Origin of the sequence: Methyloprofundus sp. (assembly GCF_965251085.1) — a bacterium.
GTDB lineage: Bacteria > Pseudomonadota > Gammaproteobacteria > Methylococcales > Methylomonadaceae > Methyloprofundus.
In genome coordinates this window covers 2,572,841-2,595,706 of the sequence record NZ_OZ252594.1, presented here as the reverse complement: position 1 = coordinate 2,595,706, position 22,866 = coordinate 2,572,841, and the positions used below count along the sequence as shown (strand labels likewise).

The window sequence follows — 22,866 nt, the reverse complement described above, 5'->3', positions numbered from 1 at the left end:
ACCTCCGGGCTCTCCTCCAGCATAGGATTGGACAATGTAATGACCCGCCTCACCGAGGCTGGCAGGAGCATCACCATAGTCAAAAGGCAGGAATACGCCTAATGCAGCCGCAGAAATACCACCGCCTTTAAGTTCAAAATTTAAGCTGGTGAGTTAGTGGATACAGCCAACACCGTCCCAAAAGGGGTATGACCATTACCAAACAATTCAATTGTCTTGTCAGAGTTTGTCCAGCTTACTCTTAAGTTCACAGCCTCTACCTGCTCTAAAAGACGCCATGCGTCTCCATTTGTTCCCAATTTCATGAATTCATTAGTGTTAGCTGCCTCCGCATCTGCAGTAACTAAATCGACAGGAATTGATAAACCACCGACTGATGCAGTGAAAGACATGGTGAATTTATTATCACAGCCAAAACAACTTTGTATTGCGGTATGGCCCGTATTGGGATAGCCCTGAGTAAAGCCCCTGATATCCTTAGGAACTACGGCACTAAGACCACCGCCTGACACACCACTTAACGTTGCGGTAACAACAACTCCGCCCGGCAGGTTAAAGACTTTTGATTGACCATTTGAAAAAGAAAAGCCTTGCCAGTCAAGCCAGAAAATTTGATTTTGATGTTTGCCTATCCCGGTACCATCGGCATAGCCTGCATAGACATTAGGGATAAAGAAAAATAGAAATAGCGTACTCAATAATACGCCAAAAGATGTAGCATTCTTCATGGATTTGTTTTTAATAGACAGGTTAAACCCCTCTCTTAGATAAAGAGATAAGCCAATGGGTTGTTTAGATACACCTTGCTTATAAAGCCGGGTTACTTTTGTACCCTGAGGTCTCATTAGTGTTGTTAAGCCATTTAAGCTTAATGGATGGTTGGAATTTTTTGCAAATATTGAATACAAGATTTGTTGAAGTCTCATAATTTATCCTTAAAGTGTTTACAATTTGTGCATGCGAGAGCACGTGCAATAAGTGACTTTGTAGCTATAATATTCCTTTAGAAACATCAGCCTAATGAAACCGAGTAATTAAGTAACTTGTTCGGCCTTGTTCTAATCAGCAGTGATTGTATTTTATACTGCAAAAACAGCAAAGTATACCGGCTTTAATGTGCTGTCGTTCACAAAGCAGGAAAAAAGTACGGTAGGTTCGATTAGCGTAGCGTAATCGGACGCATGCTATGCTCGTTGCCCACCGTATGTGAAAAGGTGTCAGACCCTAATACTGCTAATGCTGCAAAATCGTAGATACTCTATTAAAACACAAGCGTAAATTTACAAAGATTCATATTTTTTTATGAATCTGTAGTGATAGGCAGCGTTGGATGAGATTTTTTATTGCGGAGCATTAAAAACGAAATCCGACATATAAAGGTACCCGAAAGTGTCGGATTTCGTTATCTACGCTCCGCTTGATAAGCTCATCCAACCTACGTATACGCCTTACGGGTTGGGTTAGCTTAGCAAGCGAAGTGCAGTTAACATAACCCAGCATTTTACGTATATGGGGCTTTGCTGGGTTACGTTTTTTTGCTTCGCTAAAAAAATCTAACCCAGCCTACGATGTAACATGTTGTTTATTACCCCTTAACTTAATGGCAGTGACTGTCTCCGTGGGAATGAGCACACAAAAAAGCCGCCATTCAATCTCTTGGATGGCGGCTTTTTGTTAATGGCTTTAAGACTTATTAAATCTTGCCATCTAATCCCATTTGGAAATACTTGTGCGTGATCTTATCCTGATTTTCTAATAACCAATCTATGCTCGGCTCATTATTCATTGCTTTTTTAATGGCTAGAGCGGTTGCTTTACGATGAATATCAAACAAAATTTGATGATCAAGGTTATCGTCAGTTGCCACACTTGGATTTAACCAGACTGAACAAATAATACCCAGGTCATTGGCTTTTTCTTTAGGAATATCGCCCGCACGAACAGCATCTAAAACACCATTAGCGATCGCAGCCTGTACGGTACCCATCAGGATATTTGTGTAACGGCTATTGGTAACGGTTACTTTACTCACCATTAATGTTACCGGGCGTACTTGAATATCGGTATTTAAAATAGCGAATACTTTAGAGTGGCCTTTAGCCTGGTCACCCGTTAAAGTTGCCAGTGCAGTCCCTACAGGACCGTCTAATTCACCGATAACAATTTCCGGCTCTGCTGCTGTTCCTGCTGGTCCGCCAGCAACTAATGCTTCGCCGGTACGCAGTACGATTCTATCGCTCATTATTTTCTCCAAAAAACTTAAAATATAATTTTCTAACCCAGTAGAATAACATTTTTTAAGATAAATTTTAGTTTTTATGTCCAGACTTTCTGTAAAAAATCACGATCGTGATGCCGCAGGGTATAAATATATATATCCTGTAAACTCTCGACGTTCTGGCGGCTTATCGATCGGTATTAATTTTAATACTAATAATGCCTGTAACTGGCGTTGTGTGTATTGTCAGGTGCCTGATTTAACCATAGGTGCGGCACCTGAGCTGGACTTTGAACTGCTGGCCATAGAATTAACTGATTTTTTGCAGGATGTCTTGCATGGGACTTTTTATCAACGATTTGAAATAGAGTCGGACAGGCGAGTGATTAAAGATATTGCGATTTCCGGCAACGGTGAACCTACCAGTGTTGATGATTTTTCCAAAGCAATTGCTTTAATTACTCAGATTGTAGAACAGGCTAATATTCCGCATCCATTTCAGTATGTATTGATCACAAATGGCAGTTTAATGCATAAGCCAGATGTCCAGGCAGGCTTGCAAGTGTTTAATCAATACCAGGGGCAAGTCTGGTATAAACTAGATAGCGGAACTGATGTGGGACGAGAAGCTGTGAACCATGCAGGCTTAAGTTTGCTCAAGCAACGGGAAAATCTAATTATTTCTGCAAAGCTATGTTCTACATGGGTTCAGACTTGTGTTTTAGGTTTTAAACCTGGTAAAGGGCAAGGGGGCTTGCTAGAGGCACTAGAGCAACAGGCCTATCTGTCGCTATTGGCAGAGGTTATTGAACAAGTTCCATTGCAAGGCGTTATGCTTTATAGTCTGGCCAGACCCTCATTACAACCTGAAGCAAGTACTATTACAACGGCTACTTTGCAGCAATTAAATGACTTTGCTGAGTCTATTCGGGAGATTGACTTACTTGTGACTGTTTCTTAGTAGATTGGGTGTGTTGATAACTTAATATCTTTGAAACTGCTCTGTGTTTCACAGTTTAGCCAAGTCTATAAAGCTACTTGATTACCCACAACTTTCAGCTAGACTCCGTCATTCCAGCTACCATTTTAAAACGGTACAAAGCAATGTAGGCTGGGTTAGCTTATCAAGCGAAGCGCAGATAACGTAGTGTGACTGGCATGATAGTCAGCTAGTTGGTGAAAGTCCAGCCTTTGCCCTGTGAGAAGGGAAGAAGTAGGCGAAAGCAAGGGTGTCCAAAGAAACTCTCCATAGCTACCCAACAGGGAACCACGGTTATAGAGAGCCAATGCGGAATCTGAAGGAAGCTCTAGCCAAATCAATCACCTAAGCGAAAGTGAGCCGGGTGAAGCCTTAATATGATGTTTTAAGAGTAGCATTGCGCGCCATATTGATTAATTTTATTCCAGAATTGTTCCCACCGATCGCCGGATTGAACAAGACTTCTAAGACTTAAAATAATCCCTGCCCCCTGGTTTTTCCAACGCATACCCGAACAACATAAGCGTTGCTTAACTAACGTTTTACAGGCTGCTTCCGTCACACCCGATCCAATCGGCAAATGAGCGGCGATATGTTCTGCATAATTCATTTGGTGCTGATGATTGTTAAAGTAGGTCAACGCCTGAGCTAGATCTTCTTTAACTGATTTAGTTAATCCTTTTTTTCGTGTTAGTGTTTCCATTTCCTTAATTAACTTTTTAGCGGCTTCAGAATCATGTTTTAGTTGATGACATCGATCCGATAGCCACTCTTTTCTTTTTGGCTTTCCTGTTTTTTGAGGGAAGGCGGCATAAGCCACTTTGCCGAGATATTCTGTCACATGATAGAAATCGAGTAATTGACGACTCGTGTGGGGTGTCAAAAATGACCAGTTATCTTTAGCTCCATCAGCTATGCCTAGATAAAGAGCATCTGGGTAAAGGGCTTTGATGTGCCGGATTTCTTTCTCGTACCGTTGCTTGAAGATGTCCTTACCATATTCTGGCGGCGCTCCCAGATAAAGTGAATGAAGCCGACTGCCTTCAGTATCATAGAAAGACACTGCTCCCACCATCGCCTCACGCCACCCGTCTTCTTGCATCAGAATATAAGCACCATCCATACTGAAGACAATGGTCGAGACAGCCTCATCTAATTCAGGCAAAGTATATGTCCAGTCTTCTTCTTTTGCCTGGGCAATTCCTCCCACCCAGTCCGCCATATTCTGGATGTAGGATTTGGCGAGTTTGCGATTATGGTTGGCTTGAAAATCGTGGCGAACTGCTTGTGCGTTCATATGAACATATTTATGTGAAACCTGTTTAGCTAACCGAGGAGTTCCCCCTCGGATGATACGCGCTTGCTCTTCCAGTGGACACCATACTTTACCGCCTTTTGAGGTTTGGTAGGTATAACGCTTAATCTCTACTACACCATAAGGCGTTTGATACTTTTTTTCACTGGCTTCCTTGGCTGTCCATTTTATACTTCCAGTCTGGAGTGCCCTCCCATCTGTATCAAAGTTTTTCAATGCTTTTTCGGTCGCTAGCAATCCTACTTCGTTGCAGGCATTTTGAATGGTATCTTCTGCTTCCAAAAGAGAACCATCTATATTAACTTTAACTTGTACCTAAATCCTGCAAGCCCATATTTTGACTCTCATTAACCTGTCTAGCTAAGTGGTTATTAGGTTTTTACTGCCGCTTTGCCAGCCCTCTTTGTCCAACCGATCAAAATATCCAGATTTAAATCATAAATAGAGGAAATTTTTTGTATCGTATGGATATCCCCCGAGCCCAAGGCAATAAACACCCTGCCAACGTGCCATGACCTTTTAATCAAAGTGACTTAACTTCGGTTAATGTTAAGCGAGTAACCCCACCTTAACCCAATCATCCCATTCCTGTGGATAGAGCGGACCTGCAGGTGTTCTGACTCTCAGCTGATTATTGCCTGTGAGTAATTTTCCAGCCACCCGAATCAGATAAGTACGAAGTGTATCCGGCTCCCATTGGCACAACGTTTTGTTGCCACTCAATTGAGCCATCCAGCGCACGGTATTGTAGGCAAGAACGGCGCAATGAAATAATGCGGCATTAGCCAGAAATTGATTCGTTCTGATTTTACCTAAACCCATTTGTGATTTTGCTTCTTCAATCCATGTTTCGCACGTCGCTCGTTCACCATACTTCTTATGTGTTTGCCAAGGCGATAGAGGTTCAGTTGTTACATAACAAAAATAGTCATATTCTGCCGTATCCCAAAGCTCGGACTGAGGTCCTGTCACTTGTTTAGGTTGCTTTATCCTGACCGCGACAAACTGACGAGAGCGAGACCAGCCACCACAACGATATTGAAACTCGCTCTGCTCCCAACCGGGTCGGCCTTGTATGGCTGTCCAGGCCTGTTTGGCCAGCAATGCGTTCAAATTCTTAAGTTTAACCTTTATTAGATACCCATGCCCTCTGGTATCGAGAAATTCAAGCAAATCACCGACAAAATAACCACTGTCACCGCGAAAAATAATGCGCATCCGATTGGGCAAGTGTGCAAGTAACTGTTTGGTAAATTCTACAACACCATTGCTTGTAAAGGCATTGCCTGTCCGGAACCAGGCTTGTAAAATTTCTTTTGTTTCCGCTAGAAAAGCGAGTTGTGGATGGTATGAACGGGCACCTTTCTTTTTGGGGTTGAAGCCTTTGGCACTTCCTTCTTGTCGACCACAAACGGTGTCCACAGTTGAATCGACATCGACCCACTGGACGGATTGTATGCCAGTTTTCGATTTTCCGGAACGAAGCAATCGCCGCCAGTGTTGACCACGCAAAGTATGCGTGAGCGTTTCAAACTGGCTTATCTGCCTATCACTTACTTCTTTAAAGATCCGTAAAATTGTGGTTTCAACAGGAATCTTTATCCAGCCAGCTACTTTGCGCAGTACGCTATCTGCCCATACGGTCGTCACCTTTGCCATTGATGTTGCTCCCCCCATCATGCCAACCAACGTCAATAGAACCACATCAGATAAGTGATGGTCTGCATTTTCACCCCGCCGATGTGGAACGCTTTGTTTTACGGTTTTTTCAAAACCTATCCTGTCTAAATATTTCACGACGGGAATCAGTCCCGCCTGGCTTGTCAATCCATGTGCTGTAGATGTCATTTTTACCGTTCGGGTACGGTTTCTTACGTGAGATGAGGATTTTGATACTTTAGAGGGCTTCATTAAAACAATGAGATAGTGAAATCAGGAAAATGATATTATATCATTGTTTAATAAGGAGTTTTGTGGATTATTATGTATAATGCTTGCAGGATTTAGGTTGTATTGTAAGTTCGTTTCCAGTGCGTGAAATTAAGTGTGCCATGAATTAAACAACTCTCCTGATTTATTATCAGTGAGTTATAGCATATATCTATAAGAAACATCAAGTAAAGGCTCCGCCCAGTGAACAGTGAACAGTGAACAGTGAACAGTGAACCTTTGTAAGGCGGCAATCAGGGGGTAAGGTGTCTGCAACCACCAAAGCCCGACATTCTCACCGTAACGGGTTGTCGTATTGAAGGTAGGTAGATTGAGAAACGGGTGACTATCTTACCCAGTGAGGAGCCGTCGGGTTTGGGTCGGAGTAACTGCGACTCTTTAAGCCCTAGGCGCTGCAGCAATGTAGTCGTTATGGACCGAGGGTTTTCAGATGAAGCCATAGTAATCGTAAAGTTCGGTGCCGATGAATTCATGGTGACATGGATGAGGGCAAAACATCGAATCAGCAACAGGGTGTTAGAGGTGAAGGGCGGAACACGTAAGCGGTCACGGCCGTTGATTATAGACTGGTGGTATGACATCTGCCTGAAAGGAGCAACTCACTATTCACAACGTATACTGTGAACGAATGGATTGTGCGAGATGCATGAAAGACCACTGCAAACGAAAGAGTAAAATGAACCAAAGAGACCTATTTGAAGAGGAACCAAGACTTTTCGAAAACCTATGCTCAACATTGTACTTGACTATAGGATTTGAACAGGTAAAGAAGAACAAAGGCAAGCCTGGAATAGACGGGATAAGCATAGTGGACTTTGAAGCCAGTTTAGACGAAGAGCTAAGCCAGCTGCAACAGGAACTGACAGACTGGACTTACAAACCCTCGCCCGTACGTCGAGTAGAAATACCTAAGCCGCAAGGCCAGGGAGTACGACTACTTGGCATACCGACGGTACGAGATCGAGTGGTACAAGCAACCATGAAAATACTACTAGACCCTATTTTTGAGCGGAATTTTTCACAGCATAGTTACGGCTTTATCTCAGGACGAAGTCAGCACCAAGCCGTGCAAATGGCTCAACATATAATAAAAAGTGGTAAGCCCTATGTGGTAGATATTGATTTATCGAAGTTTTTCGATCGAATCCACCACGACCGGTTAATAGCCCGAATGGGAGAGAAAGTATCGGATAAACGGATACTTCGTCTCGTAGGGATCATGTTGCGAAGCGGTGTCATGATAAAGGGTGTCGTTACCTCAAGCGAAGAAGGGGCGGTACAAGGAAGTCCACTAAGCCCTTTACTGAGCAACATAGTTCTGGATGAACTGGATCAGGAATTGGAAAAACGCGGACTTGAGTTTTGTCGATTCGCAGACGACTGTAACATCTTTGTCAAATCGCAAAAAGCGGCAGATAGAGTCATGGAAAAAGTCAGCCAATTTATCGAAAAGAAGCTAAAACTGAAAGTGAATCGGGATAAAAGCCAAGTGGCCAAATCCGAGAAGGTCAAGTTTTTGGGATTTACCGTGGTAGACGGGACGATTGCGATTGCGCATAAAGCCCTGCAATCCGCCATGGATAAAGTCAAAGAACTGACCCCAAGAGGCACTCATCAGACTCTGGAAACAACACTAGACGAGATCAATCAATGGTACGTGGGTTGGTCAAACTACTACAGTTTGACCTATTACCCCGCGCAACTAAAGAAAATTGAAGCGCATATAAGGCGACGATTACGATCAAGGATAGTGGATCAACAAAAGAGGAAAAAGCACCTGTATCGAAAACTGATCAAACGAGGAGTACCGCGAAAACAAGCAGGGAATGCCGTATTCTCAAACAACAAACGGTGGGTGTTATCAAATGCGCGAGCAGTGACGAAAGCCTATCCGAATAGTTGGTTTATAAAAGAGAAAGGGCAGGAAATACGATCTGACCGAAGGGTGAAGCATTGGTTTGAGGTTTCTCAATGGATAAGTCTTGCGTGAGGAGCCGTGTACGGACCCGTACGCACGGTGCTGTGGGCAGACGGAGGCTGCGGCCTCCTCTGACCCGATACCCAGCAAAGCCCCGTATACGTAAAGTGCTGGGTTACGTTATCTGCGCTTCGTTAGATAAGCTAACCCAGCCTACATTGCTTTGTCCCGTTTTAAAATGGTAGCTGGAATGACGGAGTCTAGCTGAGAGTTGTGGGTAATCAAGTAGGTTTTTAATCTGTGGGACTTTCACCTTGTTGAACTTTATCCAGTTGAAAGCCAATTTCTCTTTTTGTTTTATTAGGAAAGTTTTTTATTTTTCCAGTGTCTGCTCAAGGAATCACGTTTTTAGTGCATCCACTCAGAGCACAGTAAAAACAAGCCATCATTAATACTTACGCTGCTTAATATGTCAGCATAAGTGTGACACGGGAAATTTTAGGCATAAAAAAAGGCGTTGTGTGTTTACACAAAGCCTTTAATAATCTGTGGTACCGAGGGCCGGAATCGAACCGGCACTTCCGAAGAAACCGGATTTTGAATCCGGCGTGTCTACCAGTTTCACCACCCCGGCATAGAACAGCTAACAATTATAAATAATCTTTTTTTATATTGCCAGAAAATTCTATAAAATAGGCTTTTTTTATACAAATACTTGTTAAGCAGTGAATATGGCATGCATGAAAAAAAGTGATTTTTACTATGAGCTACCTGATGAGTTAATTGCTCAACAACCTTTATCTGAACGTAGTGCGAGCCGGTTATTATGTTTGCATCAAGATAGCGATGCGATTGAAGATAATCAGTTTAGCGACTTGTCGGCATTGCTGAATAAAGGTGACTTATTAGTGTTACCTAAATCCTGCAAGCATTATACATAATAATCCACAAAACTCCTTATTAAACAATGATATAATATCATTTTCCTGATTTCACTATCTCATTGTTTTAATGAAGCCCTCTAAAGTATCAAAATCCTCATCTCACGTAAGTACCCATGCAAAATTAATTTAACCTTTTATGCAAACTCTACTTTGTAATTCTTTCCAATATTAGACAGCACCTTAAATAATTCTTCCTGAAGAGAGGCATAGGATTCATAAGCTGAAAAAGGAAGCCATTCGTATTTTATTTTACGCCATATAATCTCGATAATATTTAACTCGGGTGAGTATGGCGGTATACGGTAAATGGATAGGTTTTTTTCTTTCCACCTTTCAAGGTTTTCATTAAATTCATTACTCGTATGAGTCGATGCATTATCAATAATAAGAGTTGTTGGTTTTTTAATCTGTTTAGCAAATTCATCAATACAAGCCACAACAACCGAAGTGTTTACACTCCCTTCAAAAACAAAAGAATCAAACCTGCAATCTCTGTTAACAAAACCTAATACATTAAGACGCTTGCTGTTTGAGCTTGGTATTTCAATCGTCTCACCTGACTGTTGCCAAGCATAAGGAACACAGGGTTCTAGTGTAAACCCCGACTCATCAAAGTAGCACAAATCAAGTTCATTCTCTTTATGTTGTTGTATTAATTCTTTTATTTCATCGGTTGCCAAATCAAATTTATCTTGATTACGCTTTATCCTTAAGGATTTTCTAACTCGTTTCCAAACAAGATCAGCTTGTTTACAAATACGTTTTATAGTATCAATGCTAACTGAAATGCCTAGATCTTCTTCAAATTTTGCTAGTACTGATTTTAATGATCTAGGAGATTTTTCAACTCTCTGGACTAAGCTTATTTGTTGTTTTTCAGTTAAAATACCTCGCCGTCCTCTTCCCTGACAGTCAACCAATCCATCGATTCCATTCTTTTCCCAGTTAGAAAACCAAGTGGAAACAGTTTGGCGGCATACGTTATAAATAGAACAAATCATGGGAACAGAATGCTCTTTGAAACTTAATAAAATAGCATGAGCTCGACTTCTACTTAAATGAAGTGGATGGTTTTTATGCATCACATTTAAAGCAGTAATTTCTTCTGGGAGTAGGTGTTTTATATAGAGCACAAACATTTAGAGTCAGCAAAATAATTGTTTATTATGACACCTTTTTTCGTTAAATTAATTTTGCGTAAGTACTTAAGAAACCGTACCCGAACGGTAAAAATGACATCTACAGCACATGGATTGACAAGCCAGGCGGGACTGATTCCCGTCGTGAAATATTTAGACAGGATAGGTTTTGAAAAAACCGTAAAACAAAGCGTTCCACATCGGCGGGGTGAAAATGCAGACCATCACTTATCTGATGTGGTTCTATTGACGTTGGTTGGCATGATGGGGGGAGCAACATCAATGGCAAAGGTGACGACCGTATGGGCAGATAGCGTACTGCGCAAAGTAGCTGGCTGGATAAAGATTCCTGTTGAAACCACAATTTTACGGATCTTTAAAGAAGTAAGTGATAGGCAGATAAGCCAGTTTGAAACGCTCACGCATACTTTGCGTGGTCAACACTGGCGGCGATTGCTTCGTTCCGGAAAATCGAAAACTGGCATACAATCCGTCCAGTGGGTCGATGTCGATTCAACTGTGGACACCGTTTGTGGTCGACAAGAAGGAAGTGCCAAAGGCTTCAACCCCAAAAAGAAAGGTGCCCGTTCATACCATCCACAACGAATAAGGTTAGATTGTGATCGCGAAGCGAGCCACAATCTGAACCGTTTGTTGGACAAGCCCGGCACGATAGTAGGAATTCATTTAATGCGCTCTATGAAAATAGCTTTTTGTTGATCAGCCCGACTGATGAATCGAACCTCTGTTTTTACCTGTTTAACTGAACTTTGAGCGTTGTCCATTGCAGTCAACTCTCAAAGTCCAAGTATCGGAGCAAAATTCTGCCTTAATCTCCGATTTTAGCCCAAGCAACTCCCTCAGCATTTAATCCGCTGATAGCCTGGGTCGAAGTGTTTAAATTTACATAAGCGCTAGTGATTCCAATTGTTAAGTTGGCAAAGGCTGAAACATTATTTCCACCCTGGGTATTTGCCGACGCCCAACAACCATCGCCCCGCCACAACATTTGCAACTGAATGCCGGCCGTACTTTGAGTGCACGCAATATCTTCGTCGGGTCAAACTTTAGCAGGGAGTGAATCAACTTAATAACACCCTTGCTATTCGGATGTAAAAAGCCATAATTGCGCGCACGACGAAAGCCTTTAGGCAAAACATGTTGCAGCACCAGCCACAGAAATTTAGCCCCCGATACCGTTTTGGTTTGATAGCGTTTGGTTTTGCTGTCTTGATAACGGTAGGTTACTTTGCCATTTTGGCAGGATAAGATATCCTGTTCACGAATCACACCACGATACAGGTATCGACCCAGATATATCAATGCTTTATCGCCTGCACCGACAAACTTACAATCGACCACCCATTTTTCCGGAATAGCTTTGGGAAATGGCAACTTTTCTTCGTTCATACGCGCTAGCATCTTTGCACGAAATACTTTTGCTAGTGCTTTATGATGAAACAGGTATTTGCCTTCCTTAGTGCGCCAGAGCTTCTTGATTTTATCCACGATTGCCGCAGGCATAATGACATGAATATGCGGATGATAATTTAATTCGCGTGAGTGTGTATGTAAGACAGCAATCGCCCCGGCATCGCCTTGCAACTGCTTATCATTTTTACTAAAACTCTGTAAAGTCGCCCAGGCACAGTCAAACATCATACTGTAAAGTAACCGCGGATGCTGCCTGGCTAACGACCTTAACTGCGCAGGTAAGGTAAAGGTATTCATAAAATAATCAGCAGGGACTTGTTTTTGTACCTGTCGTTCAATCCATTGTTGACTCTCATGATGTTGACAATGCGGGCAGTTACGCTGGCCACAGGAATGAGGCACAAAGGTTTGATAGTCACAGTCTGCACAGTTAACCTGCATCACAGGACTCAGCTGTGTCCGACAGCTCTTCATGGCATGTAATGCACTGATCTGATTGGAGCGTAAACGAGATTGATACTCGCTTAAAAAGTCAGACTGAAATTGATCAATCACTGCAGCTAGGGTTATCATGAAATCTGCCCCCAGTGAATAGAAAAGTCATTGACTAACTGATTAATGTGCAGCTCTGCATTCTCATCGGTAATATCGGTCAAATGCGTATAGCGAGCCGTGGTTACTAAACTGGTATGGCCCAGAATCTTCTGCAACTCAACTAAATCAACCCCGGCTTCTAACAGGTGAGTGGCGTAACTGTGGCGCAGCGAGTGGCAGGAAATCTTTTTTTTAGTCCCATTTCTTGCGTCACAAGACGGATTGTCTTCTGGATGCCACCGCGATCAAGGGGGGATTCAGCAAGATGTGCACCTTTTAGACCCCGGGCACGGTTGGGAAATACCAGCACTGGATTTTTATGCACAGCCCAAAACTTACGCAACACCTTCAAGGTATTCACAGGCAAAGGCACAAGCCGATCCTTATTGCCTTTGGCATTGCGAATATGTACCCGCATGCGTGTCGCATCAATATCACCTACTTTCAGGCTTAAGCCCTCGCCCAAACGTAAACCTAGACTGTAAATCGTAAAATAAAAAACTCGATAGCTTAGATTACGGGTCGACATAAACAGTTGTTGTGCTTCAACCACAGTGACAATATCGGGTATACGCGTACATCGTGGTGGTTTAATCATTAGCACATCAACCCACGGCTTTTGTAGCACATGTGTATAGAAAAACTTGAGACCATAGAGATCTAGTTTCACGGCACTCCAGGAAAGGCGGCTTAAAAGAGCATGAAAATAATCCACCAGTTGATCTTGCGTTAAGTTATCCAGATGCCCCTGAAAGTGTTCCCCGATACGGCGAATAGCGCGTGAATAAGCGTCAATGGTTTTGGGTTGCAGTCCCTTAAGCTTTAAATGCTTACAGTGCTGGATATAATAATGGTTGAATTTAAGCTCTATCGATGGTGTCATAACAGTGTAACCTCATTATTGTTAGTTGGATGAGCTTACAAGTTACCTGTTATGCATATAACAGGCAATGAGGTTACACTTTAAATTTAAGGGATGCGCTGTTTTTCTCCGCGATAGCGGCTTCGTCCAACGAATAAGGTTAGATTGTGATCGCGAAGCGAGCCACAATCTGAACCGTTTGTTGGACAAGCCCGGCACGATAGTAGGAATTCATTTAATGCGCTCTATGAAAATAGCTTTTTGTTGATCAGCCCGACTGATGAATCGAACCTCTGTTTTTACCTGTTTAACTGAACTTTGAGCGTTGTCCATTGCAGTCAACTCTCAAAGTCCAAGTATCGGAGCAAAATTCTGCCTTAATCTCCGATTTTAGCCCAAGCAACTCCCTCAGCATTTAATCCGCTGATAGCCTGGGTCGAAGTGTTTAAATTTACATAAGCGCTAGTGATTCCAATTGTTAAGTTGGCAAAGGCTGAAACATTATTTCCACCCTGGGTATTTGCCGACGCCCAACAACCATCGCCCCGCCACAACATTTGCAACTGAATGCCGGCCGTACTTTGAGTGCACGCAATATCTTCGTCGGGTCAAACTTTAGCAGGGAGTGAATCAACTTAATAACACCCTTGCTATTCGGATGTAAAAAGCCATAATTGCGCGCACGACGAAAGCCTTTAGGCAAAACATGTTGCAGCACCAGCCACAGAAATTTAGCCCCCGATACCGTTTTGGTTTGATAGCGTTTGGTTTTGCTGTCTTGATAACGGTAGGTTACTTTGCCATTTTGGCAGGATAAGATATCCTGTTCACGAATCACACCACGATACAGGTATCGACCCAGATATATCAATGCTTTATCGCCTGCACCGACAAACTTACAATCGACCACCCATTTTTCCGGAATAGCTTTGGGAAATGGCAACTTTTCTTCGTTCATACGCGCTAGCATCTTTGCACGAAATACTTTTGCTAGTGCTTTATGATGAAACAGGTATTTGCCTTCCTTAGTGCGCCAGAGCTTCTTGATTTTATCCACGATTGCCGCAGGCATAATGACATGAATATGCGGATGATAATTTAATTCGCGTGAGTGTGTATGTAAGACAGCAATCGCCCCGGCATCGCCTTGCAACTGCTTATCATTTTTACTAAAACTCTGTAAAGTCGCCCAGGCACAGTCAAACATCATACTGTAAAGTAACCGCGGATGCTGCCTGGCTAACGACCTTAACTGCGCAGGTAAGGTAAAGGTATTCATAAAATAATCAGCAGGGACTTGTTTTTGTACCTGTCGTTCAATCCATTGTTGACTCTCATGATGTTGACAATGCGGGCAGTTACGCTGGCCACAGGAATGAGGCACAAAGGTTTGATAGTCACAGTCTGCACAGTTAACCTGCATCACAGGACTCAGCTGTGTCCGACAGCTCTTCATGGCATGTAATGCACTGATCTGATTGGAGCGTAAACGAGATTGATACTCGCTTAAAAAGTCAGACTGAAATTGATCAATCACTGCAGCTAGGGTTATCATGAAATCTGCCCCCAGTGAATAGAAAAGTCATTGACTAACTGATTAATGTGCAGCTCTGCATTCTCATCGGTAATATCGGTCAAATGCGTATAGCGAGCCGTGGTTACTAAACTGGTATGGCCCAGAATCTTCTGCAACTCAACTAAATCAACCCCGGCTTCTAACAGGTGAGTGGCGTAACTGTGGCGCAGCGAGTGGCAGGAAATCTTTTTTTTAGTCCCATTTCTTGCGTCACAAGACGGATTGTCTTCTGGATGCCACCGCGATCAAGGGGGGATTCAGCAAGATGTGCACCTTTTAGACCCCGGGCACGGTTGGGAAATACCAGCACTGGATTTTTATGCACAGCCCAAAACTTACGCAACACCTTCAAGGTATTCACAGGCAAAGGCACAAGCCGATCCTTATTGCCTTTGGCATTGCGAATATGTACCCGCATGCGTGTCGCATCAATATCACCTACTTTCAGGCTTAAGCCCTCGCCCAAACGTAAACCTAGACTGTAAATCGTAAAATAAAAAACTCGATAGCTTAGATTACGGGTCGACATAAACAGTTGTTGTGCTTCAACCACAGTGACAATATCGGGTATACGCGTACATCGTGGTGGTTTAATCATTAGCACATCAACCCACGGCTTTTGTAGCACATGTGTATAGAAAAACTTGAGACCATAGAGATCTAGTTTCACGGCACTCCAGGAAAGGCGGCTTAAAAGAGCATGAAAATAATCCACCAGTTGATCTTGCGTTAAGTTATCCAGATGCCCCTGAAAGTGTTCCCCGATACGGCGAATAGCGCGTGAATAAGCGTCAATGGTTTTGGGTTGCAGTCCCTTAAGCTTTAAATGCTTACAGTGCTGGATATAATAATGGTTGAATTTAAGCTCTATCGATGGTGTCATAACAGTGTAACCTCATTATTGTTAGTTGGATGAGCTTACAAGTTACCTGTTATGCATATAACAGGCAATGAGGTTACACTTTAAATTTAAGGGATGCGCTGTTTTTCTCCGCGATAGCGGCTTCGTCCAACTCGCTTTTCTAGCGGAAACAAAAGAAATTTTACAAGCCTGGTTCCGGACAGGCAATGCCTTTACAAGCAATGGTGTTGTAGAATTTACCAAACAGTTACTTGCACACTTGCCCAATCGGATGCGCATTATTTTTCGCGGTGACAGTGGTTATTTTGTCGGTGATTTGCTTGAATTTCTCGATACCAGAGGGCATGGGTATCTAATAAAGGTTAAACTTAAGAATTTGAACGCATTGCTGGCCAAACAGGCCTGGACAGCCATACAAGGCCGACCCGGTTGGGAGCAGAGCGAGTTTCAATATCGTTGTGGTGGCTGGTCTCGCTCTCGTCAGTTTGTCGCGGTCAGGATAAAGCAACCTAAACAAGTGACAGGACCTCAGTCCGAGCTTTGGGATACGGCAGAATATGACTATTTTTGTTATGTAACAACTGAACCTCTATCGCCTTGGCAAACACATAAGAAGTATGGTGAACGAGCGACGTGCGAAACATGGATTGAAGAAGCAAAATCACAAATGGGTTTAGGTAAAATCAGAACGAATCAATTTCTGGCTAATGCCGCATTATTTCATTGCGCCGTTCTTGCCTACAATACCGTGCGCTGGATGGCTCAATTGAGTGGCAACAAAACGTTGTGCCAATGGGAGCCGGATACACTTCGTACTTATCTGATTCGGGTGGCTGGAAAATTACTCACAGGCAATAATCAGCTGAGAGTCAGAACACCTGCAGATCCGCTCTATCCACAGGAATGGGATGATTGGGTTAAGGTGGGGTTACTCGCTTAACATTAACCGAAGTTAAGTCACTTTGATTAAAAGGTCATGGCACGTTGGCAGGGTGTTTATTGCCTTGGGCTCGGGGGATATCCATACGATACAAAAAATTTCCTCTATTTATGATTTAAATCTGGATATTTTGATCGGTTGGACAAAGAGGGCTGGCAAAGCGGCAGTAAAAACCTAATAACCACTTAGCTAGACAGGTTAATGAGAGTCAAAATATGGGCTTGCAGGATTTAGGTGTTAAATAATACTAAAGTCATTCCCGCACGTTTATTTGGTCATAAACAGTCAGGCGGCAAGGTTGAGGTCTTAATTGAACGTGTGCTTGATGAGCGTGAGGTACTGGCGCATATGCGCTCTAGTAAATCACCCAAAGCGGGTGCTTTGATTGATCTAGATGCGGGCTTTCAATGCCAGGTGCTGGGGCGTGTGGATGATTTATTTCATTTGCAATTTAAAGGCGATGTGGCTCTGGCAGATATTTTAGAACGTATTGGTCATATGCCTTTACCTCCTTATATAGAACGCGCTGATAATATTAGTGATCAGACTCGTTATCAAACGGTTTTTGCTCAGCAAAGTGGCGCGGTGGCTGCACCCACGGCAGGTTTACATTTCGACGAGGCTATTCTGGAAAAAATTCGCGCTAAGGGGGTGAATATTGCCTTTGTCACCCTACATGTAGCCAGTGGAACTTTCAGGCCGGTCAAGGTTGAAAACCTGCAAGAGCATGTGATGCATAAGGAATACTTTAATGTATCGCAGGAGACGGTTGATGCAGTTGAGCAAACTAAAAGTCGGGGAGGGCGAGTAGTCGCAATTGGCACGACTGCAATGCGCTCTTTGGAATCTGCTTCACGTAAGGGTTATCTTGAAGTAAGCCAGGGTGATACCGATTTATTTATTACCCCAGGGTATCAATTCAAGACAGTCGATGCTTTGCTGACTAATTTTCATTTGCCTGAGTCGACATTGCTGATGCTGGTGTCTGCTTTTGCGGGTTATGAGCGGATTAAAAAGGTTTACCAACACGCGATAGCTAAAAAATACCGTTTTTTTAGTTATGGCGATGCTATGTTTATTCAACGTAAATAGCGGTAGGGCGTGGCTTTAGCCCGCTATTAATGCTTCTTGTTATATTGGCGGGCTAAAGCCACGCCCTACAGGTTTTGTGTTGAATGGTGTACTACTTCTGAAATAGATCAGAGTTAAGCAGAGACAAAATTTACGATTCTGCTTGCTCACTGTACATGTTTGCACCTTTCCCTGATAAAATATTGATCCGATCTAATATAATCAATCATTCTTGTATTTGTTTTATCATGTCAGAAGCTCAAGCTATTGTCGTACCTAAAGTCCCGCATAAAATAAAACAGCCTGTTTTCTGGGCGGGTCTCGTAGGTTGTGCTGATTCACTGGCAATTGCGACCGCGATTCAAAATGAAGCTCGCTTGTTTGTGGTGCTCACGGCTGATTCTCAGACAGCGTTGCGACTGGAGCATGAACTGTCTTTTTTCTTGCAAGATGAATACCCTATCTTGCATTTTCCTGACTGGGAAATATTACCCTACGATGTATTCTCTCCATTACCCGAGATTGTTTCTGAGCGGTTAAAATCCCTGGCAAAATTACCTGAAGTGACACGTGGCGCGTTAGTGTTGTCAGTAGCAACTTTAATGCATCGTCTGGCACCCAGAGAGCATATTTTAGCCAATAGTTTTGCTATTAATATCGGTAGTATTTTTAACCTGGATTTGAACCGGATTAAACTGGAAGCCGTAGGTTATCAATGTGTCTCGCAAGTGGTGCAACATGCTGAATTTGCAGTACGTGGCGCGATTATTGATTTGTTCCCCATGGGCAGCAAATATCCGTATCGTATCGAGTTGTTTGATGAAGAAGTCGAGTCGATCAGAACCTTTGACCCTGAAACCCAGCTTTCATTAGAAAAAGTACAAACTATACAGCTTTTCCCCGCGCGTGAATTTCCTTTTACTGATGAGGCTATCAAGCATTTTCGCCAGTCATTTCGTGAAGCGTTTCCAGAAAATTACCAAAATAATACTTTATATCAGGATGTCAGTAAGGGTATTACGCCGAGTGGAATTGAAGCGTATTTGCCTTTATTTGTCGATAAAACAGAAACCTTATTTGATTATCTTCCGCCCACAACCGCGTTTGTCTTGCCGGAAACTCTGGAGCAATCTGCGCAGCATTTTATAGCAGAAGTTGATGAGCGTTTTGAGCAACGTAAGTATGATCTTGAGCGCCCATTATTAGCGCCCGAAATGCTATATATACAGGCTGATGAATTTATTCAGCATATAGAGCAGTTTCGGCGTATTAATATCATTGCTAAGACAACAGACGATGCATGGCAGGCTGAAAGTATTGGTTTACCTGAGGTGACTATAGATCAGCGGTTGCGCGAACCGGCCAGTCGCTTAAAGGCATTTGTCGTAAATAGCGACAGTCGGGTGCTGTTTGTCGCGGAAACGGCGGGACATAGAGAAGCATTAATCGATAAGTTGCGCGGCTATAAGATCAGCGTTAAGCAAGTCGAAAGTTGGGGTCAGTTTGTACAGCTTAATGACTCTCCTTGTATTGTGGTTGCGCCTCTAGATCATAGCTTATATCTACAAAAGGCGGGCCTGGCGATTATTACCGAAAGTCAGCTCTCAGGTGATAAGGTACAGCAACGGCGCAGGCGCAAAAAATCAGCGGCATGTCAGTTGGAAAAGATTGTTAATAATCTTAATGAGCTCACCGTGGGCTCGCCTGTGGTGCATCAGGAACATGGCGTGGGGCGCTATTTAGGCTTACAGGTTCTACAGTTTGGTGATATTGATGCCGAGTTTCTGACTCTGGAATATGCCAATGAAGATAAGCTTTACGTGCCGGTTTCGGCCTTAGATGTGATTGGTCGTTATACCGGCGTTAACCCGGAAAATGCACCCTTGCATAAATTAGGTGGCGATCAATGGAGTAAAGCAAAGAAAAAAGCGCAGGAAAAAATCCATGATGTGGCAGTAGAATTATTGGATATTCATGCCAAACGGGCATTGCATAAAGGCCATGCGTTTGTCTATCAGGAAAGTGAATATCTAGCGTTTGCCGATGCTTTTCCGTTTGAAGAAACCCCTGATCAGCAAACTACAATTGATAGTATCCTTGAGGATATGAGTTCAGGCCAGCCTATGGACCGGGTGGTTTGTGGTGATGTAGGCTTTGGTAAAACCGAAGTAGCGATGCGGGCCGCTTTTATTGCTGCACAAAGTGGCAAGCAAGTGGCGGTGCTGGTACCGACCACCTTACTGGCACAGCAACATTTTCAGAATTTTCGTGATCGCTTTGCCGATTGGCCTATTAGAGTAGAGGTTTTGTCGCGTTTTGTTACGCCTAAGCAGCAAAAAATAATTATCGCAGACCTGGCAGCAGGCAAGGTCGATATTGTGATTGGCACGCATAAATTACTCTCCAAAGAAATACAATACCGCGAGCTAGGTATCGTCATTATTGATGAAGAGCATCGTTTTGGTGTGCGTCAAAAAGAACATTTCAAAGCGGTACGTCAGGAAGTGGACTTGTTGACACTAACGGCCACACCAATTCCACGAACCTTAAATATGGCCATGTCTGGTCTGCGCGATGTCTCGATTATAGCAACCCCGCCACCTAATCGGCATTCGATCAGAACCTTTATTACCGAGTGGATCGACTCATTGGTTAAAGAAGCCTGCCAACGCGAGCTTAAGCGTGGCGGGCAGATGTACTTCTTGCACAATGATGTTAAGTCTATGGACAAGATGGCGCGTGAGCTGGAAAAATTAGTCCCAGAAGCGCGAGTGGAAATCGCACACGGACAAATGCCAGAGCGGGAACTGGAGCGCATTATGCTGGATTTTTATCATCAGCGTTTTAATGTACTCTTAAGCACAACAATTATTGAAAGCGGTATCGATATACCTACTGCGAACACCATTATTATTAATCGTGCTGATAAGTTAGGTCTGGCACAATTACATCAATTACGTGGCCGGGTAGGGCGCTCACATCACCGTGCTTATGCTTATATGATTATCCCGAAAAAACTAATCAGCAAAGACGGCTTAAAGCGTCTAGAAGCGGTGGAAGCATCGGGCGAATTAGGTGCAGGATTTTTGCTATCCACACATGATATGGAAATACGTGGCGCGGGCGAGTTACTGGGCGATGGTCAAAGTGGACAAATCCAGGAGATCGGCTTTACTTTATATACGGAACTACTGGAGCGTGCGGTTAAAGCGTTGAAATCAGGAAATCAGCCCGAACTGAATGCACCGATGCACACTGGAACTGAAGTGGATCTACATACAGCGGCATTGATTCCGGAAGATTACTTGCCGGATATTCATGCGCGGCTAGTGTTATATAAACGTATTTCCAGTGCCGATACAAAGGAAGAATTACGCGACCTACAGATAGAAATGATAGACCGCTTTGGTCTGTTACCAGAACAAGTAAAAGCGTTATTTTCGGTAGCTGAATTAAAGCAGCAAGCGGATAAGGCTGGGATCAAGAAAATAGATGTTTACAGTGAAGGTGGGCGCTTACTCTTTACAGCCGACCCTAAATTGAATATGCAGCAGTTATTAATATTAATTCAGACTCAAGCGCATATATATAAGTTTGAAGGCGGAGATAAATTGCGCTTTACACAAAAATTCGCTACAACGGATGAAAAAATAGAGTTTGTTAGTGCGTTGCTAACACAATTAACGGAAGAAGATTTATGAGCTATCGATTACAGTTTCAGCTTGCTGCCTTACTATATTGTTTTACCAGCTTGGCTATGGCTAACCAGCGCTGGTTTCAGGTTGAGCTGATGGTGTTTCAACAGCAGGCTCCTAATACTGAAACCTTTGCTCAGAGCCAATCATTAATCAGGCCAGTTTCTCGATATGCTCAAGCCAGTACGGGCGCTAAGACTTTGCAAGGTACTTATAATCGACTAAAAAGAGCAGGTGCGTATCAGCCCTTTTATTATCAGTCATGGAAAATCCCGGTTGCTAGCGGCAGTATCAGTTTACCTATTGAAGTTACAGAGCCAGCAGTAGATTTGACTGGCTGGATAAAAATTCAGCGCGGTAACTTATTACATGTGATTGCTGATCTGGAATTCAGTCCCCCAGAATCTGCAGGCGTGATTTATCGGTTAAATGAAAAAAGGCGGGTGCTGTTAAATGAAGTTCATTATTTAGATCATCCAAAATTTGGGGTCGTGGTGAAAGTATCACCTGTAGAGATGGAGAGTTTGCAATGAGTATCAGAAATCTAGTGTATGTAGTGCTGTTAGGATCAGTAAGCGCCTGTCAAAGCACACCAGAAAGGCCTAGTGATTTAAGCGATTGCCCAGCAGTAAGGCCACAAGTATGTACCATGATCTATGCACCGGTCTGTGCCATGGAAGAGAGTGGCCGATTTACCAGCTATTCAAGTGACTGTACGGCGTGTAGTCATGCTGAAGTTATAGGTTATCAACCGGGCGTGTGTACTAAGGAAAATAAAAGGAAATAGTGCTCTAGCCCCTTTTATATAAGTATCGTTAATTGTTAAAAGAGCAGGTGGTTTTTTTGCCGAAAATCAGGTGGCTGCACCTGTGGCTATTTTACAAACCCAGAAGGAAGTTTATAGCAAATAGTCTGGCATGAAAATTATCACTTTTCAGCAGAGCAAAGCTAATCTCAGTGGGAATGATTTTTCACCATGAAGGGCTTGAAGAAAACATGGTATTAGTGAGTTTAGATTTTATGAATAAGAAACCGTCATTCTGTATGCTACCTGGTCAAACTGGGTATAGCTTTAGCAGGAGTTTGTTTGAACGTAGATTTCTGTTAAAAATTTTTCGGGTTAACGAATATATTTTTGATACCGAGAAAGCTTATTTTATAATGAATTGCACTTATTAGTTTAATCTAAGAATTGTTTTTTTCTTCATTACCTTCAACCTAGAAAAATCAGTTGCTCACGTTTTCTAGCACAAGCTCTTGATTCCACAACACTTCCAAAAAATGCCCGATTAACCTACGGGTGAATCTAAGATTTTTTGAAAGCACTGTGAAAACAATATCTTGCACTATAAATTCGCGCTCAACTGAT

General features: G+C 42.9%; 15 protein-coding genes, 1 tRNA gene and 3 pseudogenes. 9 read left to right on the top strand and 10 right to left on the bottom strand.

The window, feature by feature from the left end:
• Nucleotides 1–140: 140 nt before the first annotated feature.
• Both ACQY3F_RS11970 and fae read right to left on the bottom strand, forming a co-directional pair.
• Nucleotides 141–926, bottom strand: a complete 786-nt coding sequence (locus ACQY3F_RS11970; RefSeq protein WP_428355080.1) for a CshA/CshB family fibrillar adhesin-related protein — start codon at nt 924–926, stop codon at nt 141–143.
• A gap of 767 nt (nt 927–1,693) precedes the next feature.
• Complete coding sequence (gene fae, locus ACQY3F_RS11965; protein WP_428355079.1) at nt 1,694–2,242, bottom strand: formaldehyde-activating enzyme; 549 nt, start codon at nt 2,240–2,242, stop codon at nt 1,694–1,696.
• A 76-nt stretch (nt 2,243–2,318) separates the two neighbouring features.
• On the opposite strand from fae, the gene ACQY3F_RS11960 reads away from it, so the two are divergent.
• Nucleotides 2,319–3,179 carry a radical SAM protein gene (locus ACQY3F_RS11960; RefSeq protein ID WP_428355078.1) on the top strand — a complete coding sequence of 287 codons (861 nt, stop codon included), beginning with the start codon at nt 2,319–2,321 and terminating at the stop codon, nt 3,177–3,179.
• Between the two features lie 403 nt (nt 3,180–3,582).
• Here the strand turns inward: ACQY3F_RS11960 and ACQY3F_RS11955 are convergent, their stop codons facing one another.
• A complete protein-coding gene (locus ACQY3F_RS11955; protein ID WP_428357676.1) occupies nt 3,583–4,809 on the bottom strand; it encodes an ISKra4 family transposase in 1,227 nt (408 codons plus the stop codon).
• A 252-nt stretch (nt 4,810–5,061) separates the two neighbouring features.
• Entirely contained in the window at nt 5,062–6,423 is a 1,362-nt protein-coding gene (locus tag ACQY3F_RS11950; RefSeq protein ID WP_428352976.1) for an IS1380 family transposase, read from the bottom strand.
• Nucleotides 6,424–7,138: 715 nt separating this feature from the next.
• On the opposite strand from ACQY3F_RS11950, the gene ltrA reads away from it, so the two are divergent.
• Nucleotides 7,139–8,452, top strand: a complete 1,314-nt coding sequence (ltrA, locus tag ACQY3F_RS11945; protein WP_428353786.1) for a group II intron reverse transcriptase/maturase — start codon at nt 7,139–7,141, stop codon at nt 8,450–8,452.
• Nucleotides 8,453–8,929: 477 nt separating this feature from the next.
• On the opposite strand, the gene ACQY3F_RS11940 is transcribed toward ltrA, so the two are convergent.
• Nucleotides 8,930–9,014: transfer RNA gene (locus ACQY3F_RS11940), tRNA-Leu, on the bottom strand.
• 97 nt (nt 9,015–9,111) lie between these two features.
• Between ACQY3F_RS11940 and ACQY3F_RS11935 the strand changes: the two genes are divergently transcribed.
• Nucleotides 9,112–9,321, top strand: coding sequence for an S-adenosylmethionine:tRNA ribosyltransferase-isomerase (locus ACQY3F_RS11935; RefSeq protein WP_428355077.1), 210 nt, complete (start codon nt 9,112–9,114; stop codon nt 9,319–9,321).
• Nucleotides 9,322–9,458: 137 nt separating this feature from the next.
• Here the strand turns inward: ACQY3F_RS11935 and ACQY3F_RS11930 are convergent, their stop codons facing one another.
• Complete coding sequence (locus tag ACQY3F_RS11930) at nt 9,459–10,463, bottom strand: IS630 family transposase (protein WP_428353111.1); 1,005 nt, start codon at nt 10,461–10,463, stop codon at nt 9,459–9,461.
• A gap of 27 nt (nt 10,464–10,490) precedes the next feature.
• Between ACQY3F_RS11930 and ACQY3F_RS11925 the strand changes: the two genes are divergently transcribed.
• Nucleotides 10,491–11,183 (top strand): transposase, encoded by a 693-nt coding sequence (locus tag ACQY3F_RS11925; protein WP_428355075.1) that lies wholly within the window; start codon nt 10,491–10,493, stop codon nt 11,181–11,183.
• A gap of 210 nt (nt 11,184–11,393) precedes the next feature.
• Here ACQY3F_RS11925 and ACQY3F_RS11920 read toward each other — a convergent pair whose 3' ends face one another.
• The 4 genes and pseudogenes from ACQY3F_RS11920 to ACQY3F_RS11905 all read right to left on the bottom strand — a co-directional run bounded on the left by ACQY3F_RS11920 (nt 11,394) and on the right by ACQY3F_RS11905 (nt 15,812).
• Nucleotides 11,394–12,470 carry an IS91 family transposase gene (locus ACQY3F_RS11920; RefSeq protein WP_428355073.1) on the bottom strand — a complete coding sequence of 359 codons (1,077 nt, stop codon included), beginning with the start codon at nt 12,468–12,470 and terminating at the stop codon, nt 11,394–11,396.
• Nucleotides 12,467–13,374: pseudogene (locus ACQY3F_RS11915) on the bottom strand (tyrosine-type recombinase/integrase). The gene ACQY3F_RS11920 and the pseudogene ACQY3F_RS11915 overlap by 4 nt, the downstream one beginning before the upstream one ends.
• A gap of 457 nt (nt 13,375–13,831) precedes the next feature.
• Nucleotides 13,832–14,908, bottom strand: a complete 1,077-nt coding sequence (locus ACQY3F_RS11910; RefSeq protein ID WP_428355073.1) for an IS91 family transposase — start codon at nt 14,906–14,908, stop codon at nt 13,832–13,834.
• Nucleotides 14,905–15,812 (bottom strand): annotated as a pseudogene (locus ACQY3F_RS11905) (tyrosine-type recombinase/integrase). Before ACQY3F_RS11905 ends, ACQY3F_RS11910 begins: the two are co-directional and overlap by 4 nt.
• A gap of 127 nt (nt 15,813–15,939) precedes the next feature.
• Here ACQY3F_RS11905 and ACQY3F_RS11900 point away from each other — a divergent pair.
• From ACQY3F_RS11900 to ACQY3F_RS11880, 5 genes and pseudogenes are all read left to right on the top strand, one after another.
• A pseudogene (locus tag ACQY3F_RS11900) lies at nt 15,940–16,731 on the top strand (IS1380 family transposase); the annotation flags it as partial.
• Between the two features lie 234 nt (nt 16,732–16,965).
• The gene (queA, locus tag ACQY3F_RS11895) at nt 16,966–17,823 is read left to right on the top strand and encodes a tRNA preQ1(34) S-adenosylmethionine ribosyltransferase-isomerase QueA (protein ID WP_428355072.1); all 858 of its coding nucleotides are present in this window, start codon (nt 16,966–16,968) and stop codon (nt 17,821–17,823) included.
• A gap of 227 nt (nt 17,824–18,050) precedes the next feature.
• On the top strand, nt 18,051–21,503 hold the full coding sequence (mfd, locus tag ACQY3F_RS11890; protein WP_428355070.1) for a transcription-repair coupling factor: 3,453 nt from the start codon (nt 18,051–18,053) through the stop codon (nt 21,501–21,503).
• On the top strand, nt 21,500–22,030 hold the full coding sequence (locus tag ACQY3F_RS11885; RefSeq protein WP_428355069.1) for a CsiV family protein: 531 nt from the start codon (nt 21,500–21,502) through the stop codon (nt 22,028–22,030). Before mfd ends, ACQY3F_RS11885 begins: the two co-directional genes overlap by 4 nt.
• Nucleotides 22,027–22,284, top strand: coding sequence for a hypothetical protein (locus ACQY3F_RS11880; protein ID WP_428355068.1), 258 nt, complete (start codon nt 22,027–22,029; stop codon nt 22,282–22,284). Before ACQY3F_RS11885 ends, ACQY3F_RS11880 begins: the two co-directional genes overlap by 4 nt.
• Nucleotides 22,285–22,866: the final 582 nt, after the last annotated feature.